General features: G+C 69.2%; 14 protein-coding genes. 8 read left to right on the forward strand and 6 right to left on the reverse strand.

What is annotated here, in order from left to right; all coding sequences use genetic code 11:
- Genes VHA82_RS23595 through VHA82_RS23615 form a run of 5 tightly spaced genes read right to left on the reverse strand, consistent with a single transcriptional unit; the run spans position 1 to position 6,788 of the window.
- A complete protein-coding gene (locus VHA82_RS23595) occupies positions 1-1,200 on the reverse strand; it encodes a mandelate racemase/muconate lactonizing enzyme family protein (RefSeq protein WP_325547772.1) in 1,200 nt (399 codons plus the stop codon).
- A complete protein-coding gene (locus VHA82_RS23600) occupies positions 1,197-2,489 on the reverse strand; it encodes an aspartate aminotransferase family protein (protein WP_325547774.1) in 1,293 nt (430 codons plus the stop codon). Before VHA82_RS23600 ends, VHA82_RS23595 begins: the two co-directional genes overlap by 4 nt.
- A gap of 38 nt (positions 2,490-2,527) precedes the next feature.
- Positions 2,528-3,220, reverse strand: a complete 693-nt coding sequence (locus tag VHA82_RS23605; RefSeq protein WP_325547776.1) for an FCD domain-containing protein — start codon at positions 3,218-3,220, stop codon at positions 2,528-2,530.
- A 56-nt stretch (positions 3,221-3,276) separates the two neighbouring features.
- The gene (locus tag VHA82_RS23610) at positions 3,277-4,707 is read right to left on the reverse strand and encodes an aldehyde dehydrogenase family protein (RefSeq protein WP_325547778.1); all 1,431 of its coding nucleotides are present in this window, start codon (positions 4,705-4,707) and stop codon (positions 3,277-3,279) included.
- Positions 4,704-6,788 carry a hydantoinase/oxoprolinase family protein gene (locus VHA82_RS23615; RefSeq protein ID WP_325547781.1) on the reverse strand — a complete coding sequence of 695 codons (2,085 nt, stop codon included), beginning with the start codon at positions 6,786-6,788 and terminating at the stop codon, positions 4,704-4,706. The genes VHA82_RS23610 and VHA82_RS23615 overlap by 4 nt, the downstream gene beginning before the upstream one ends.
- 303 nt (positions 6,789-7,091) lie before the next feature.
- Between VHA82_RS23615 and VHA82_RS23620 the strand changes: the two genes are divergently transcribed.
- The 8 genes from VHA82_RS23620 to VHA82_RS23655 all read left to right on the forward strand — a co-directional run bounded on the left by VHA82_RS23620 (position 7,092) and on the right by VHA82_RS23655 (position 14,803).
- The gene (locus VHA82_RS23620) at positions 7,092-7,868 is read left to right on the forward strand and encodes an amino acid ABC transporter ATP-binding protein (protein WP_325547812.1); all 777 of its coding nucleotides are present in this window, start codon (positions 7,092-7,094) and stop codon (positions 7,866-7,868) included.
- A 40-nt stretch (positions 7,869-7,908) separates the two neighbouring features.
- Entirely contained in the window at positions 7,909-8,772 is an 864-nt protein-coding gene (locus tag VHA82_RS23625) for a transporter substrate-binding domain-containing protein (protein ID WP_325547784.1), read from the forward strand.
- 21 nt (positions 8,773-8,793) lie between these two features.
- Positions 8,794-9,489, forward strand: a complete 696-nt coding sequence (locus VHA82_RS23630) for an amino acid ABC transporter permease (protein WP_325547786.1) — start codon at positions 8,794-8,796, stop codon at positions 9,487-9,489.
- Entirely contained in the window at positions 9,482-10,144 is a 663-nt protein-coding gene (locus VHA82_RS23635) for an amino acid ABC transporter permease (RefSeq protein WP_325547788.1), read from the forward strand. The genes VHA82_RS23630 and VHA82_RS23635 overlap by 8 nt, the downstream gene beginning before the upstream one ends.
- 18 nt (positions 10,145-10,162) lie before the next feature.
- Entirely contained in the window at positions 10,163-11,692 is a 1,530-nt protein-coding gene (locus tag VHA82_RS23640; protein WP_325547790.1) for an acyl-CoA carboxylase subunit beta, read from the forward strand.
- Between the two features lie 4 nt (positions 11,693-11,696).
- The gene (locus VHA82_RS23645; RefSeq protein ID WP_325547793.1) at positions 11,697-12,398 is read left to right on the forward strand and encodes an acetate--CoA ligase family protein; all 702 of its coding nucleotides are present in this window, start codon (positions 11,697-11,699) and stop codon (positions 12,396-12,398) included.
- Complete coding sequence (locus VHA82_RS23650; RefSeq protein WP_325547796.1) at positions 12,395-13,843, forward strand: CoA-binding protein; 1,449 nt, start codon at positions 12,395-12,397, stop codon at positions 13,841-13,843. The genes VHA82_RS23645 and VHA82_RS23650 overlap by 4 nt, the downstream gene beginning before the upstream one ends.
- Positions 13,844-13,915: 72 nt before the next feature.
- Complete coding sequence (locus VHA82_RS23655; RefSeq protein ID WP_325547799.1) at positions 13,916-14,803, forward strand: LysR substrate-binding domain-containing protein; 888 nt, start codon at positions 13,916-13,918, stop codon at positions 14,801-14,803.
- A 9-nt stretch (positions 14,804-14,812) separates the two neighbouring features.
- Here VHA82_RS23655 and VHA82_RS23660 read toward each other — a convergent pair whose 3' ends face one another.
- Positions 14,813-15,706, reverse strand: coding sequence for a Tim44-like domain-containing protein (locus tag VHA82_RS23660; protein ID WP_325547802.1), 894 nt, complete (start codon positions 15,704-15,706; stop codon positions 14,813-14,815).
- Between the last annotated feature and the right edge of the window lie 510 nt (positions 15,707-16,216).

The raw sequence follows: 16,216 nt of genomic DNA on the forward strand, positions 1-16,216 counted from the left end.
TCAGAGCACCGAATGAAACGCGCCGAAGCTGCGCGACGCCGGACGCCGATACTCTTGCGAACGCATGAACGCCTCATCCACGGTGATGCCGAGACCGGGTTGCGTCGGCAGCTCGATGTAGCCGTTCACCGGCCTCAGCGCATCGGGCGCGATGCGATGCGAAATGGCCTCGAGCGGCACGAAGTATTCGGTGAGCAGGAAGTTCGGCATCCCCGCGGAGGCCTGCACGGTGGCGGCGAGCGCGAGCGAAGTCGAGTTGTAGTTGTGCGGCGAGACGCCCACAAGGTGCGGCTCGGCCATCGCCGCGATCTCCCTCAGCTCGAGGATGCCGCCGACGTTGGACACGTCCGGATTGATGATGTCCGCCGCGCGCCGCGCGAACACCTCGCGGAAAGCCGACTTCGTGTAGAGCTCCTCGCCCGTCACCACAGGCGTTGCGATGCGTCCGCGGATTTCAGCCATGGCATCGAGGTTGTGCGCCTGGCACGGCTCCTCGAACCAGTAGATGCCGAATTCCTCGTAGCGCCGGGCGAGCTCGGCGGCCTGCACCGGTGCGAGACGCCGGTGGTTGTCGATGAGGATGTCGACGCGGTCGCCCACGGCCGCGCGCACTTGCGCGAGCACCGCGACCGCGATGTCCATCTGCTCGCGGCCGATGAACGTGCGCCAGGGTTTGGGCAGCGGGTCCATCTTGATCGCATCGAAGCCTTGCTCGACCACCGCCGCCGCGGCGGCCGCATGGTCCTTCGGCTGCACGAGGCCATAGGCCCAGCCGTTCGCGTAGGCGCGGAAGCGCTCGCGCACCGCACCGCCGAGCAGGTTGTAGACGGGCTGCCCGAGCGTGCGGCCGCAGGCGTCCCACATCGCCTGCTCGATGGCGCTCAGCGCGGCGTAGAACTCGAGCGAGCCGCGCCGCTGCGCATAGTCGTCGAAGGCGATCTGGCAGAAGTTCTTGATGCCGAAGATGCTTCGGCCCTTCACGTAGCGCCCGAGCTCGGTCAGCTGCTCCACGATCGCGCGGTCGCGGTCGTACTGCGTGTAGGCCTCGCCCCAGCCCGCCGCGCCATCGGCCGATTCCACGCGCACGAAGACGAGGTTCTTGCGCCAGTCGGGGTTGACGACGAAGACCTCCACCCGCTCGATGGCGTGGCCCGAGGCGCGCGCATCGTTCGTCGCGGCCGCAAGCGGCACCGCGCTCATGACGACGCCTCGGCCAGCGCCGCGTCGATCGCCTCGCACGAGCGGTCGATCTGCGCATCGTCGATCACGAGCGGGGGCGTCACGCGCAGGATGTTCGCGTTCACGCCCGTGGTGGAGATCAGAACGCCGCGCCCCACCAGGCTCTTTTCGATCTTCTTGGCCGCTTCGGCCGCGGGCGCCTGCGTCGCGGGATCGACGATCTCCAGCCCGATCATGAGGCCCTTGCCGCGCACGTCGCCAAGGATCGGGCGCTTCTCCTGAATCTCTGCCAGGTTTTTCATGAAGCGCTCGCCCGCGCTCGCCGCGCGAGCGAGGAGCTTCTCGCCTTCGATCACGTCGAGCACCGCATGCGCGGCGGCGATGCCGATCTGGTTCTTCGCGCCGTAGGTCGTGAAGTGATCCGGCGGCTCGAACGCCGTGCCGAGTTCTTCCGTGGCCATGAAGCCGCCGAGCGGCACGCCGCCGCCGATCGTCTTCGCGAAGGTCACGATGTCGGGCTTCGTGCCGTACCACTCGTGCGCGAACCACTTGCCCGTGCGCCCGAAGCCCACGAACACCTCGTCGTGGATCAATGTCACCTTGTACGAGTGCAGGATGTCCGCGACCTTCTTCCAGTAGATGTCGGGCGGCGTGATCACGCCGCCCACGCCGAGGATGGGCTCGGCGATCATCACCGCGGCCTCGCCGGGCACGCGCGTCTTGATCGCGTCGGCCACCGCGTCGGCGCACTTCGCCCCGCAGCTGTCGGGCTTCGCGCCGAAGGGGCAGCGATAGCAGTAGGGCGCGTGGACGTGCGCGATGCCGGGAAACGTGCCGAACGTGCCCATGCCGCGCTTCTGCTTCGAAATGCCCGTGAGCGCGGAGGTGAGGCACAGGCGCCCGTGGAAGCCGTGGTCGAACGCGATGATCCCGTAGCCTTGCTTGCGGGTATTGAAGGCGTGCTTCAGGCTCGCCTTGATCGCGCCTTCGTTGGATTCCGCGCCGCTGTTGGCGAAGAAGGTACGCGTGAGTCGCCCATTCGTGAGCGACGAGAGCCGCTGCGCCAGCGTGAGCGTGACGCGGCTGTGGTAGCGCCCGGGCACCTGCAGCAGCCGGTCGGCCTGCGCCTTGATCGCGCCCACGACCTTCGGATGGCAATGGCCGACGCTCGCGACGCCGGGGCCGCCTTCGAGGTCGATGTAGCTCCTGCCTTCCTCGTCGAACACCTCCGCGCCGCGGCCGGTGGCGAGCACGGGGTCGATGTTCTGGTTCACGACGAGGAAGCGGTTCAGGTCATTCGCGTTGTCCATCGGTGAGAGCTCCTTCGAATCTTTGATCGGGCCGTGCATCAGGCGGGCTGCTTGCGCGGACGCCCGCGCTTGCGCGGCCCGGGCGGCGCCTGCTGGTCCACGGTGGCGAGGAAACGGTCGCGGCCCGCGAGCACGTGCTGCTCGAAAAGCCGTCCCGCGAGTTCGGGATTGCGGTCGGCGAGCGCCGCGAAGATCGCGCGGTGCTCCTCGTTGGAGGTCTGCATGCTCCCGGCCGAGCGCAGGCCGCGCAGGCGATAAAGGCGCAGCTCCTTGCCGAGCGACGAGTCGAGCTGGGCGAGCCGCGCGTTGTCGCTCATGAGGAAGATCTGCCGGTGGAATTCGAGGTTCAGCGGCAGATACTCGTCCGCCGAGCCCGCGGTGTGCATGCGCTCGATCAGGTCGGCGAGCGTGCGCACGGCCGTGGGCGTCATGCGCCGGGCGGCTTCGGCCGCCGCGAGACGCGCGAGCGCGACGCGGATGTCGAAGATCGCGACCACGTCCTTCAGGTTCACGTTGCGCACGAAGACGCCGCGGTTGCGGATGATGTCCACGAGCCCGACTTGCTGCAGCGCGCGCGTGGCTTCGCGCACCGGCGCGCGGCTCACGCCGAGTTTCTCGGCCAGTTGCTTTTCGTTGATGCGCGAGCCCGCGCCGAGCTCGCCGCTCAGAAGCAGCTGCTCGATCTCGTGCTGGATCACGACGCTCAGCGAGTGGTCCTTCAGATCCGCCATGTTCTCCTCTGCCATGCCGTCCCCTGTCCGAAAGCGTGTGTGTGCCCGGTGCTCGACTATTGCGGGAATACGACGAGCCGCTGGGTCGTCATCTCCTGGATCGAGAAGCGTGGCCCTTCGCGCCCGATGCCGCTGTTCTTGATGCCGCCGTAGGGCACCTGGTCCGGGCGGAACGTCGACGTGCCGTTCACGATCACGCCGCCGCATTCGATCTCGCGGATCGCGCGGAAAGCCGTCGCGAGCGACGCGGTGAACACGCCGCAGTTCAGGCCGAAGCCGCTCGCGTTGATCCAGCGGATCGGCTCGTCGAGATCGCCGTACGGCCGCACGACGATCACCGGCCCGAAGATCTCCTGGCAGACGACCTTCATGTCTTCGCGCGTATCCGTCACCACCGTGGGCTCGATGAAGGCGCCGCGGCGCTTGCCGCCGCACAGGATGCGCGCGCCCGCGCGCTCGGCTTCCTGCAGCCACGATTCGATCCGGATCGCGGACGCCTCGTTGATGACCGGCCCGACCTCGGTGGCCGCGTCCAGCGGGTCGCCGAGCGTCATCTTGCGCACGGCGGCCACGTGCACGTCGAGGAAGCGCTCCAGCACGGCGCGATGCACGAAGAGGTTCTGCACCGAGATGCAGCTCTGTCCCGCAAGCCGCGTGCCGTGCAGCGCGGTCATGGCGGCGGCCTTGTCGACGTCGGCGTCGGCATGCACGATGTTCGGACCCAGCCCGCCCAGTTCCAGCAGCACGCCGCGCATGCCCGCCGCCTGCTTCACCGCGGCGCCCGCGCGCGTGCTGCCGGTGAACGTGATGAAGTCGACGCCGGGGTCGTTCACGAGCGCCTCGCCCGTCGCCGTGCGGCCGTGCACGAGGTTGACCGAACCGGCGGGCGCGCCCGCCTCGGCGAACATCTCCACGAGCAGCTTGGCGCACGTGGGCGCCTCGGGAGCCGACTTCATCACGGTCGCGTTGCCAGCGGCGAAAGACGGCCCGAGCTTGTGGCATGCGAGATTGAAGGGCGCGTTGAAAGGCACGATCGCGCCCACGACGCCCACGGGAAAGCGCAGCAGCATCGCGAGCCGCCCCGCGCCGACCGCGCTGCCGTCGAGCGGCACGTGTTCGCCCTGGATGCGGATCGCCTCCTCGGCGCACAGGCCGAGCGTTTCGCTCGCGCGGCGCACTTCCTCGCGCGTGTCGCGCAGGACCTTGCCGGTTTCGCGCGTGATGGCGGTGGCGATCTCCTCCAGGCGTTCGATCGTGGCGGCCTGCACGCGCCGCAGCAGCGCGGCGCGCTCGTAAGGGGGCATGCCGCGCACCGCGGGCTTCGCGCGCGCGGCCGCGGCCACCGCCTCGTGCACGAGCGCGGGCGGCGACTCGAGCGCGCGAGCCACCGGTTGGCCGCTGTAGGGCGCGATCACGTCGAACGGGGTTCCGTCGTCGGGCCAGCGGCCTTCGATGAAGCCGCGGACGAGCGGCAGGCTTTGCGTCATGTCGTTTCTTTCGTGGAGGATGCGGCCTCGCCGTGCCATTGCGCGAGCAGGGCCTTGGATTCGTGAACCACCGCGCGCCAGCCCGCCGGCATGAAGCTCGTCGCGCCGAAGTCCTCGATCACGGCGGGACCTTCGATCGTGTCGCCGGTGCGGCAGCTCGCGCGGTCGATCACGCGCGACGTGCGCCACTCGCGTCCGTCGAAGACGCGGCGCGTGGCGGCTGCCGGCGCGGTCGTCGTCTCGGCGAGATGCGAATAGGTTTCGTCGAAGTCGAGCGGCGGCTTCTCCGTATCGCCGCTGGCGGTGAGGCGCACCGCGGTGACTTCGACGCCGCTGGCTTCGCTCGCGTAGCCGAAAGTTTCGCGATGGCGCTGGTGGAAGCGTTCGGCGAGCGAGCCCGCGTCGTCCGCGCGCTCGTCCCAGGGGATCGCCAGCGTGAACGACTGGCCCGCATAGCGCATGTCCAGCGTGAAGGCGAGCGTGCGGTCGCTCGACGCGATGCCTTCTCCGGCAAGGTACGCGTGCGCGCGTTCGGAGAGACCGGCTGCGACCGCGCGCAGCGGATCGATCGTCCCGGCGCCGATCCTGCCGAGCCAGGGCGAGCTGAAGTCGCGCCGGAAGTCGGCGCACATCTGGCCGAGCGCCGACACGTGGCCCGGAAAAGGCGGCACGATCACGCGCCGCATGCCCAGCTCCATCGCGACGAGGAACGCGTGCAGCGGCCCCGCGCCGCCGTACGGCACGAGCGCGAACTCGCGCGGGTCGAAGCCCCGGTGCACCGAGATCTCGCGCACCGCGGCGGCCATCTTGGAGACCGCCAGATCGATCGCGGCCGACGCGAGCATCGCCGCCTCGGCCTCGGCGCCCGCGCCCGTGAGCTGGGGCCGCAAATCCTCGAAGGCATCGTGCGCCGCGCGCGTGGACAGGCGCAGCTCGCTTGCGATCGCGTGTTCGGTCGGCAGCCGCCCGAGCAGCACGTTCGCATCCGAAATCGTGGGCCGGGTGCCGCCGCGCCCATAGCACGCGGGGCCGGGGAAAGCGCCCGCGCTTTCGGGGCCGACGTCCATCGTGCCGTCCGTGCGCGCGTGCACGATGCTGCCGCCGCCCGCGCCGATGGTGTGGATGTCCACCTGCGGCACGCGCAAAGGATACGCATAGACCTGGTTGTCGTGCGAGAGGCGCGGCAGCCCGCCGTGCACGAGCGCGACGTCGGTGCTCGTGCCGCCCATGTCGAAGGTGATGAAGTCGTCCACGCCGATCCTGCGCCCGAGCGCCATCGCGGCGATCACGCCGCCCACGGGTCCCGACAGGAAGGTGCCGACGACGTAGCGCGAGGCCTGCTCGAAGCTCATCGTGCCGCCGTTGGAGCCCATGATGCCGAGCGGCACCGCGACCCGCCGCTCGCGCAGCGCGGTCTCTAGCGCGCCGAGGTAGCGCTGCATGGTGGGCATGAGGTAGGCGTTGAGCACGCAGGTCGACGTGCGTTCGTATTCGCCGCGTTCGCGCACGATCTCGCTGGAGGCGACGACGGGCAGGCCCGGCAGTTCGCGCGCGAGCAGGTCGCGCACGGCTTCCTCGTGCGCGGGGTTTCGGTGCGCATTCACGAAGCAGATCGCCACCGCCTGCACGTCGAGCGCGCGGATGCGCTCGCCGAGTTCTCGCACCGCCGGCGCATCCACGGGCCTGAGCGCTTCGCCCTGCGCCGTCATGCGTTCGTCGAGCTCGAGCCGGCGCTCGCGCGGCACGAGCGGCGGCGTGCGCCGGAAGAACATGTCGAAGAGGCCGCCCAGGAGGCGGCGCGTGCGGCCGATCTCCAGCACGTCGCGAAAGCCCGCCGTGGTGACGAGCGCGGTGCGCGAACCCTTCAGTTCGAGCAGCGCGTTGGTGGCGATGGTGGTGCCGTGCGCGACGCGCCGCACGTCGCCGCCCGCCACGCCCAGGCTGTCGAGCGCGGCGACGATGCCCTTCCACTGCTCACCCGGAAACGAGGGGACCTTCTCGACGCGATAGCGGCGCGTGCGCCGGTCGAAACAGACGATGTCGGTGAAGGTGCCCCCGACGTCGACGCCGATCAGGACCATGAACGCTCCCGGCTCATAAATCGCGAGAATAGTCGACACTTCGCGAAATCGCAAGCCCTTCAGTTTCAGAGAGGCATGGGTAGTATCCCTAGGGAACTCGGAAGGAAATATCGGTTGACAGAAGTGCCGACATAATCGAGGATATTTATCGGGTGCTCGCCGATGACTGCAGAGGCGAGCGCGGGCGCGCAAGGAGATTTCTACGTGACTTTTGCCGACAACGTAGTGGAAATTGCCTCATCGGGCGGTCCATCGGCGCAGCCCGTGCGGGCCGCGGATGGCGCGGCGACGGACGCCGCCGAAATGGTGCGCATCGAGGGCCTGCGCAAGCGCTTCGGCGAAGTCGAGGTGCTGAAGGGCATCGACCTCACGGTGAAGAAGGGCGAGGCGATTTCGGTGATCGGGCCGAGCGGCTCGGGCAAGAGCACGATGCTTCGCTGCATCAACTACCTGGAGTCGCCCGACGGCGGCTCGATCCGCATCGACGGGCAATTGCTGGGCCATGAAGAGCGCGGCGGCCGGCGCGTGCCGATGAAGGCCTCGCGGCTGAACGCATTGCGCGCCGAGATGGGCATGGTGTTCCAGCATTTCAATCTGTGGCCGCACATGACGGTGCTGCAGAACCTGATCGAAGCGCCGATGCGCGTGCGCGGCCGCGCCAAGGCCGAAGCGGTCGCGACGGCACGCGAACTGCTGCGCAAGGTCGGCCTCTCCGACAAGGAAGGCGAATATCCGCTGCGCCTCTCCGGCGGCCAGCAGCAGCGTGTGGCAATCGCGCGCGCGCTCGCGATGGACCCGAAGATCATGCTCTTCGACGAAGTCACCTCCGCGCTCGACCCCGAGCTCGTGGGCGAGGTGCTGCAGCTCATGCAGCAGCTCGCCGGCGGCGGCATGACCATGATCGTCGTCACGCACGAGATGGACTTCGCGCGGCAGGTGTGCGACCGCGTCGTGTTCATGGACAAGGGCCAGATCGTGGAAGCGGGCCCGCCGGACGTTGTGTTCCGGCGCCCTGCCGATCCGCGCACCAACCAGTTCCTGAGCCGTGTGCTGCACCGGCTCGGAGATGCCGGCGCATGACCGGCCGATGACGCGCAGCAATCACCTTGAAGGAGAAACGATGGGCATCGTGATCGGGAAAACCGCGCGGCTCGGCGGCCTGCTGGCTGCCTTCGCGCTCGCCGCGCCGGCAGCGTTCGCGGCGGGCCAGTGCAATACCGTGGAGAAGGTCCGCGCCAAGGGCGGCTGGGAAATCGTGACCCAGGTGCCGCAGTTCGAACCCTACTGGTTCGCCGACGAGAAGGGCAACCTGCAGGGCATGGACTACGACATGCTCGTGGAAGTGAACAAGATACTGAACATCCCGAAGACGAACTACACGACGGTTGCCTGGGCGGGCGTCCTGCCCGCGCTGCAGGCGGGCAAGAGCGACTTCGTGCCCGAGGCGATCGCCGTCACCGAAGCGCGCAAGAAGACGTTCGGCTTCGTCTACCCCGAGGGCGACAACTCGATCGTCATCCTGACCCGTGCCGACACCGGCGTGAAGGGCCCGGCCGATCTCGTGGGCAAGACCGTGGGCGTGGAGATCGGCTCGGCGGGCGAAGCGACCGCGCTCAAGCTGAAGGACAAGGCGAAGGCCTCGGGCAAGGACATCGACGTGAAGGCCTACCAGCACAACGTCGACGAGCTGCTCGATCTCGGCAACCGCCGCATCGACGCGGTCCTTCTGAACGTCGCGCCGGTCGTGGCCTACATGAAGAAGCATCCGGGCAAGTTCGTGAACGCGGGTCTCGCGGATACGCCGCTTTACGCCGCGTGGGTCTTTCGCAAGGAAGATTTCGGCGGCCCCGGCTGCATCGGCGACGAAGTGAACCGCGCGCTCAAGATCCTGCGGGAAAAGGGCACCACCAAGGCGCTGCAGATCAAGTGGTTCGATCACGAGATGCCGCTGCCCGACTACGCGACCTGGAAGAGCGTCGAGTAAGCGCTCGGCAGGGAGGCGGACGTGACCATCGACTGGCAGGCGCTGTTCGATCTGCGCCAGGTGACCGACAACGCGGACGTGCTGCTCGCGGGCGCCACGACCACGCTGAAGCTCTCAGCGCTGTCGATCGTCTTTGCCGCGGTCGTGGGTGGGCTGCTCGCGGTGCTGCGTTCGTCGCGCGTGCGCGCGGTCTCGATCGCGAGCCGCGCCTGGATCGAGCTCATCCGCGGCACGCCGCTGCTCGTGCAGATGTACATCCTCTACTACGGCCTGCCCTCGCTCGGCATCACGCTCACGCCCATCACGGCGGCAGCGCTCGCGCTCGCGATCAACTCGGGCGCCTACGTCGGCGAGATACTGCGCGCCGCGGTGCAGGCGGTGCCGCGCGCGCAAAGCGAGAGCAGCCGCGCGCTCGGCATGGGCAGCCTCGTCACGCAGGCGCGCATCGTGTATCCGCAGGCGCTGCCGCTCGCCCTTCCGAGCCTCATGGGCGAGGCCATCGACATCGTGAAGTGGAGCGCGATCGGCTCCATCGTCGTCGTGCCCGAGGCGACGCAGGTCGTCTCGCAGATCGTCGCGCAGAGCTACCGCGGCTTCGGCATCATGTTCCTCGTGCTCGCGCTCTTCTACCTGGTCCTTACGGCCTCGCTGGCCGCACTGAGCCGGGGCCTGGAATACCGGATGACGCGCTACCGCCAGAGGTTCGCGCATGCTTGAACTGAACTTCGCGCCGGTCTTCAAGGCGCTCGACCAGCTCCTCGCGGCCGTGATGGTGAGCCTCGGCATCGGCATCGTCGCGATGGCGCTCGCGCTCGCGGTGGGTACGCTCGGCGTGGCGATGTCGCAGGCGCGGTCGAAGGCAGCGCGCGCGGCGGTCGTCACGTACGTCGATCTCTTTCGCGGCACGCCGCTGCTCGTGCAGATCCTCGCGCTCTTCTACGGCTCCACGGCGCTCGGCCTGCCGATTCCGCCGTATGCCGCGGGCATCATCGCGCTCGGTCTCTACTACGGCGCATACGTGCTCGAGATCCTGCGCGGTGCGTTCGAAGGCGTGCCTGCCGGGCACGTGGATGCCGCGCGCTCGCTCGGCATGGGCAGCGTCGACATCTTCCGGCGCATCCAGCTGCCGCAGGCGCTCGCCGTCGTGATCTCGCCGCTCGCGGGACAGTTCGCGCGGCTCTTCAAGGCGTCTTCGCTGCTGTCGGTGATCGGCGTCGCCGAGCTCACGATGCGCGGGCACGTCGTCATGACCAACACGCTCGCCCCGATCGAAACCTGGATCGTGGTGGCGGGCATCTATCTTTTCTTCAACACCTTCGTCGTGGTGGGCGCGATCTTCCTCGAGCGCCGGCTCACGGCGGGGCGCAACTGATCGACGCGGGACTGCACGATGCCTTTCGAGAAGGAACTCGGCGAACTGGCCGACCACACCCGCGCCGCGCTCGCGATGGGCGGCGAGGACAAGCTCGCGCGCCGCCGGGCGGAAGGCGTGCTCGATGCGCGCGAGCGGCTCGACCGGCTGCTGGACGCGGGCAGCTTCGTCGAATGGGGGATGTTCGCGCGCGGCATCCTGCCCGAAGTCCGCGACCGCTCGCCCGCCGACGGCAAGGTCGCGGGCTTCGGCCGCATCGAAGGCCGGCCCGTGGGCGTGGTCTCGAACGACTTCACCGTGCTCGGCGCCTCCAGCAGCGTCGTGAACGGCAAGAAGATCCGCCACGTGCGCGAGACCGTCGACCGGCGAGGCATGCCGCTCGTGCTCCTGGGTGAATCCTCCGGTGCGCGCATGCCCGACCGGATGGGTGCGCCGGGCCGCGCGATTCTCGGACAGGACCCGCTGGAATTCCGCAGGCTGCGCAGCTCGCCCTGGGTGTCGGCGCTGCTCGGCAGCTGCTACGGGTCGTCCACGTGGTACGGCTGCATGTCCGACTTCGTCGTGATGCGCAAGGGCGCGACGATGGCGGTCGCGAGCAGCCGCGTGACATCGATGGCGATCGGCCAGGAAGTGGACCCCGAGGAACTCGGCGGCTGGGAACTGCACACCGGCACGACGGGCCTCGTGGACGTGGCGGTGGACACCGACGAGGAAGCGCTCGACACGGTGCGCCGCGTGCTGTCGTACCTGCCCTCGTCCGCGGCGGAGACGCCCCCGGTGGCAACGGTTCCCGCGGGCAGCGACGAGGCTTCGCAGTCGATCCTCGACGTCTTTCCCGAGTCGCGCTCTTCCGTGTACGACGTGCGCACCGTCATCGGCCGCATCGCCGACCGCGACAGCCTCTTCGAGCTGAAGCCGCGCTTTGGCAAGTCGCTCGTCACGGCGTTCGTTCGCATGGACGGCCACAGCGTCGGCGTCGTCGCGAACAACCCGAAGTTCAAGGGCGGTGCGATCGACGTGGATTCGATGCACAAGGCGACTTCCTTCCTCGTGCTGTGCGACTCCTTCAACATCCCGCTCGTCTTCCTCGTGGACCAGCCGGGCTTTCTGATCGGCGTGGAAGGCGAGAAGCGCGGCGCGCCGGGGCGCATCATGAACTGGATGAACGCGCTCGCGCAGGTGACGGTGCCCAAGCTCTCCATCGTCATGCGCAAGAGCTACGGGCAGGCCTACCTCAACATGGGTGGCGGCCGCTATTCGGATGCGCTCGCCTGCTGGCCGATGGCCGACCTCGGCTTCATGGACCCGTCGCTCGCGGTGAACGTGCTGCACGGCGTGAAGCAGTCCGAGGAGCCGGAACGCTTCGAGGCGCTTCGAAGCGACGTGGCGCGCGACACGTCGGCCTGGGCGCTGGCCGCGCTCTACGAGGCCCACGCGGTGCTCGATCCGCGCGACACGCGCCGCTGGCTGAAGGAAATGCTCGCGCTGCATCGGCGCGGCAAGACCGTGTCGGAACACCGCCTGGCGAACTGGCCCACGAGCTACTGAGGCGATGCTCGAGATCATTCGCGAAGCGCGCGCGGCTCATCGCAAGTCACTCGACGAGGCGCAGGCGAAACGGCTGGTCGCGGCGTTCGGCGTGCGCGTGCCGCGCTCGACGATCCTCCGCGAGGATGCCGATGTCGATGCGGCCATGAGCGAGCTGCGCGCGCCGCTCGTGCTGAAGGCGATGGCACCGACGCTGCTGCACAAGAGCGACGCGGGCGGCGTGCGCCTGCGGCTCGACTGCGCCTCCGCCGTGCGCGATGCGATGCGAGACATGCGCACCGATCGGCGCATGGCGGCGCATTCGGTCGATGCGTTCCTGCTCGAAGAGATGGCGTCCTCGGGCCACGAACTCGTCATCGGTGGACGCTGGGACGCGAACTTCGGCCCAGTCGCGATGCTCGGGCTGGGCGGAATCTTCGTGGAGGTGTTCGCGGACGTGAGCTTCCGGCTGTGCCCGATCGAGCGGATCGACGCGCTGGAGATGATCGGCGAGTTGCGCGGCGCGCGCGTGCTCGAAGGCGCGAGGGGCGGCGCCGTCGCGTCGCGCGACGCGATCGTCGACGCGCTCATGGCCGTGGGCGGCGCCGATGGTTTGATGCTGCGAGCCGAAGGCGCGATTGCGGAACTCGATCTCAATCCCGTGATCGTGGATGCGGCTCGTGCCACCGCCGTCGACGCGCGCGTGCTGCTACGGGTCGACGCATGAGCGACAGCGCGTTCGATGCCCTCTTCGATGCGCGCAGCATCGGCGTGATCGGCGCGTCGCCCGACGGCGACGGCCCCGCGAACAACTTCATCGCGCATCTGCGCACCTGCGGTTTCGAAGGCCCGATCCATCCGATCCACCCGAACGCGGAGAGCATCGCGGGGTTGAAGGCCTATCGGTCGCCCGCCGATCTGCCGCTGCCGGTGGACTATCTCTACGTCGCGATCGGCGCGGCGCGCGTTCCCGCCGCGATCGCAAGCGCCCGCGGCCGCGCGCGCGTCGCGCAGGTGATCTCGAGCGGCTTCGGTGAAACGGAAGAAGGGCGCGCCCTGGAGCGCGAACTGGTGGAGGCCGCGCGTTCGGCGGGGGTGCGCGTGATCGGGCCGAATTCGCTCGGCACGCATGCGCCGCGATGCGGCCTCACGTTCGTCGACCGTGCGTTGCGCGAGCCCGGCAGCGTCGGCGTCCTGTCGCAAAGCGGCGGGCTCGCCGCGGACATCGTGCGCCGCGGCCAGGGCAAGGGCGTTCGCTTCAGCGGCGTGGTGAGCGTGGGCAACTGCGCCGACGTTCGCGTGGCCGAACTGCTCAGGTACCTCCAGGACGATCCGCATACGCGCGTGATCGGCCTCTACCTCGAAAACGCGGGCGAGGCGCCCGCGCTCTTCGACATCCTGCGCGGCGCGCGCGGCGCGAAGCCGGTGGTCGTCCTGAAGGGCGGGCGTACCGCGCAGGGGCAGGCCGCGGCGGCGTCGCACACGGGCGCGCTCGCATCGGACTTCCGCCTGTGGGAGGCGCTATGCCGCCAGACGGGCGCGTGCCTGGTCGAGAGCCTCGACGAGTTCGTCGACGCGCTGCTCGCGTTCCAGATGCTGCGCGCGCGGCAGGGCGCGCCCACGAAACGCGTCGTGCTGTTCGGCAACGGCGGCGGCACGAGCGTGCTTGCGACGGACGACTGCGTGCGCCACGGCCTGGACGTCGCGCGCTTCGACGATGCGCTGATCGCGCGGCTCGCCGCGCTCGGGCTGCCGCCCGGCGCGATCGTGAGCAATCCGATCGACGTGCCCGCGAATGCGCTGCGCGCGGCGCAAGGGTCGATCGCCGGCCGCATCCTGGACGAAGTCCTCGCCGCCGGTGCGTCCGAGGCGGTGATCATGCACGTGAACATCACCGTGGTGCTCGGCTACCAGAAGAACGATCTTCTCGGCAATCTGATGGAAGCCGCCCGCGGCGCGCGCGAACGTCATCCGGGCGACGTGCACTTCGTGCTCGTGCTGCGCTCCGACGGCGAGGTCGAAGCGGAAGAGGCGCGCCGCCGCTATCGCGCGCGCGCGCTCGCCTGCGGCATCCCGGTGTTCGACGAACCCGCCGCGGCCGCACGCGCGCTGGCCGCGGTCGGGTGGCGCGAAGGCTGGCTCGCGCGGCGCAATCTCCCGCGCGATCGATAGCAGCGTGGCCATGGCGCGGCCGCACTCACGCGAATCGCACGCCGCTGGGTTGCAGTGGGGCACACTCGCCGCATGCCGGCTCCGCTGAACTATCACCATCTCTATTACTTCTGGGTCGTTGCCAAGGAGGGCGGCATCGCGCGCGGCGCGGATCGGCTGGGGATGGCTGTCCAGACCGTGAGCGCGCAGGTGCATGCGCTCGAGCAGTCGCTCGGCTACGCCCTTCTCAAGCCCGCGGGCCGGGGACTGGCGCTCACCGAGGCGGGCCTTGCCGCGCTCGCATCGGCCGACAGGATCTTTCAGCTGGGGGAGGAACTGCCTTCGGTGGTGCGGGACGCCGCGCTGGGCCAGTCCCTGCGCCTGCGCGCCGGCATCTCCGACGGGCTGCCGAAGCTGGTGGCAAGGCACATGCTGCAGCCTGCGGTGCAGGCAGCCAATGCGCGGCTGCTGTGCCACGAGGATGAATTCGAGCGGCTGCTCGCCGATCTTGCGCTGCACCGGCTCGATGCCGTGCTGTCCGACCGCCCCGCGCCCGCGAATCCGAATCTGCGCCTGTACAGCCATCGCATCGGCGAAGCGCCGCTCGCATGGTTCGCACCGGCGGCGCTCGCGAAGCGCAGAGCGAAGTTTCCCCGCAGCCTCGGCGATCTTCCGCTGCTGCTGCCGACGAGCCACGCGGCGGTGCGGCCGCACATCGATCAATGGCTGGAGCAGCAGGGACTCAGGCCGCGCATCGTGGGCGAGTTCGAAGACAGCGCGCTGCTCGCGGCGTTCGGCCGCAGCGGCATGGGCGCTTTCCCCGCATCGGTCCTGTCGCGCGAGGAACTGCTGGCCGGGCGCGAGCTGGTGCTGCTGGGTGAGGTGCCGCAATTGCGGGAGACCTACTACCTCATCTCCGCGGAGCGGCGCATCCAGCACCCCGTGGTGCAGAAGCTGCTGGAAGTCCCGCTCGCGTCGTGACGTGCGCGGTCAGTGGACCTCGGTCTGCTGAATGCCCGCCACCACCCAGCCGCCGAAGCCCGTGCGCGGCTTCGTGAGGTGCCAGGTCTCGTCGAGGTCTTCGGGCTCCGCGCCCGGCTGGTCGCGCGCGCTGCCGGTAAAGCGCACGCTCACGACATAGCGGTCGGCGTCTTCGACGACCTCGACGACCGTGGCCTCCAGGCCGAAGACCTCCGTGTGCTGCGTGGCGCCGCCGCGCTCGCGCAGGTCCTGTGCCACCACTTCGTGCATCTCGGGTGTGAGGTAGTCGCGCAGGCGCTCGAGGTCGCCGGCGTCGTTGGCTGATTGCAATGCCATGAACTGCGTCTTCGCGGAGCGCGCGAAAGCGGCGGCGTCGAAGTCCGCGGGGACGGCGGCCTTCGCGGTTGCGCCCGGCAGCGCCGAGCCGATGCGCGTCTGCGCGGGCCGGTCGCCGAGTTCGGAGCTCGTATCGGCAGACATGCGGCCCGCGGCCGCGAGTGGGCCGACGGCTGCTGCCGCGCGCTTTCTCATGAGCAGTCCGAACACGGCGAGGCCCACCATGACCAGGAGGGCGATCAGCATGAAGTTGGCGAGGCCGGGACCGAAGCCGAATGCGGACGCGAGCGCCGCGAGTCCGAGGCCCGCCGCCAGACCCGCGAGCGGGCCGGCCCAGCTGCGCTTGGGCGCCGCGGCGGCGGGTGTGGCAGCCGCGGCTCCGGCGGTCGCGGGCGCCGCTTGAGCGGGCGTTCCCGGCTGCGCGTTGGTTGGATGCGCGGGCTGGGGCGCCTGCTGGCGCTGCATCCCGCTGGAGCGCGCACCTCCGAGCCGCCGGGCTTCGGCGTCCGTTGCCGTCACCAGGCCGGTCGCGAGCACGGCGGCCAATACTGCGGTTGCCAGTTTCATCCTGATTCTCCTGAGGTTCGCTGGAATGCGAAGCATGAGACTAGACGGACCGGCCCAAAGGAAAAAGCAGAAAAAAAGAGCGATTGCCTCAGGAAAAACCGAATGCCCGCACGGGGGCGCGTTCCTGCGTTCTACAGCATGAACAGCAGGATGGCCCCGATCACGGGAGCGGCGAATTCGAATGCCGGCAGCACGAATCGCTATGGTGCGGACACCACACCGCAAGGGCCAGGTTTCGCGCATAAATGAGAAGATCACACCGCGCCCTCGGCGCCCATGTGATGGGGTGATCCCGGGTTGGCCCCCAATTCATTCCGTCATTCCCGCGAAAGCGGGAATCCAGCGCCTTGTGCTTTCCTCGTGGAAATCGTTGACTTGCCGGAGTCACCTCTCCCCCACCTCGCGGCAACGCCGCGTGCGGCCGGGCCGCGGCGCGCGCTACGGCGTCCGTCGGGCCGCGCTCATCGCGCAGCCCTACCGGATTCCTGTCGCCGAACGGTCTCGCGGCCC

It is taken from the genome of Ramlibacter sp. (assembly GCF_035548915.1).
Lineage (GTDB): Bacteria > Pseudomonadota > Gammaproteobacteria > Burkholderiales > Burkholderiaceae_C > Ramlibacter.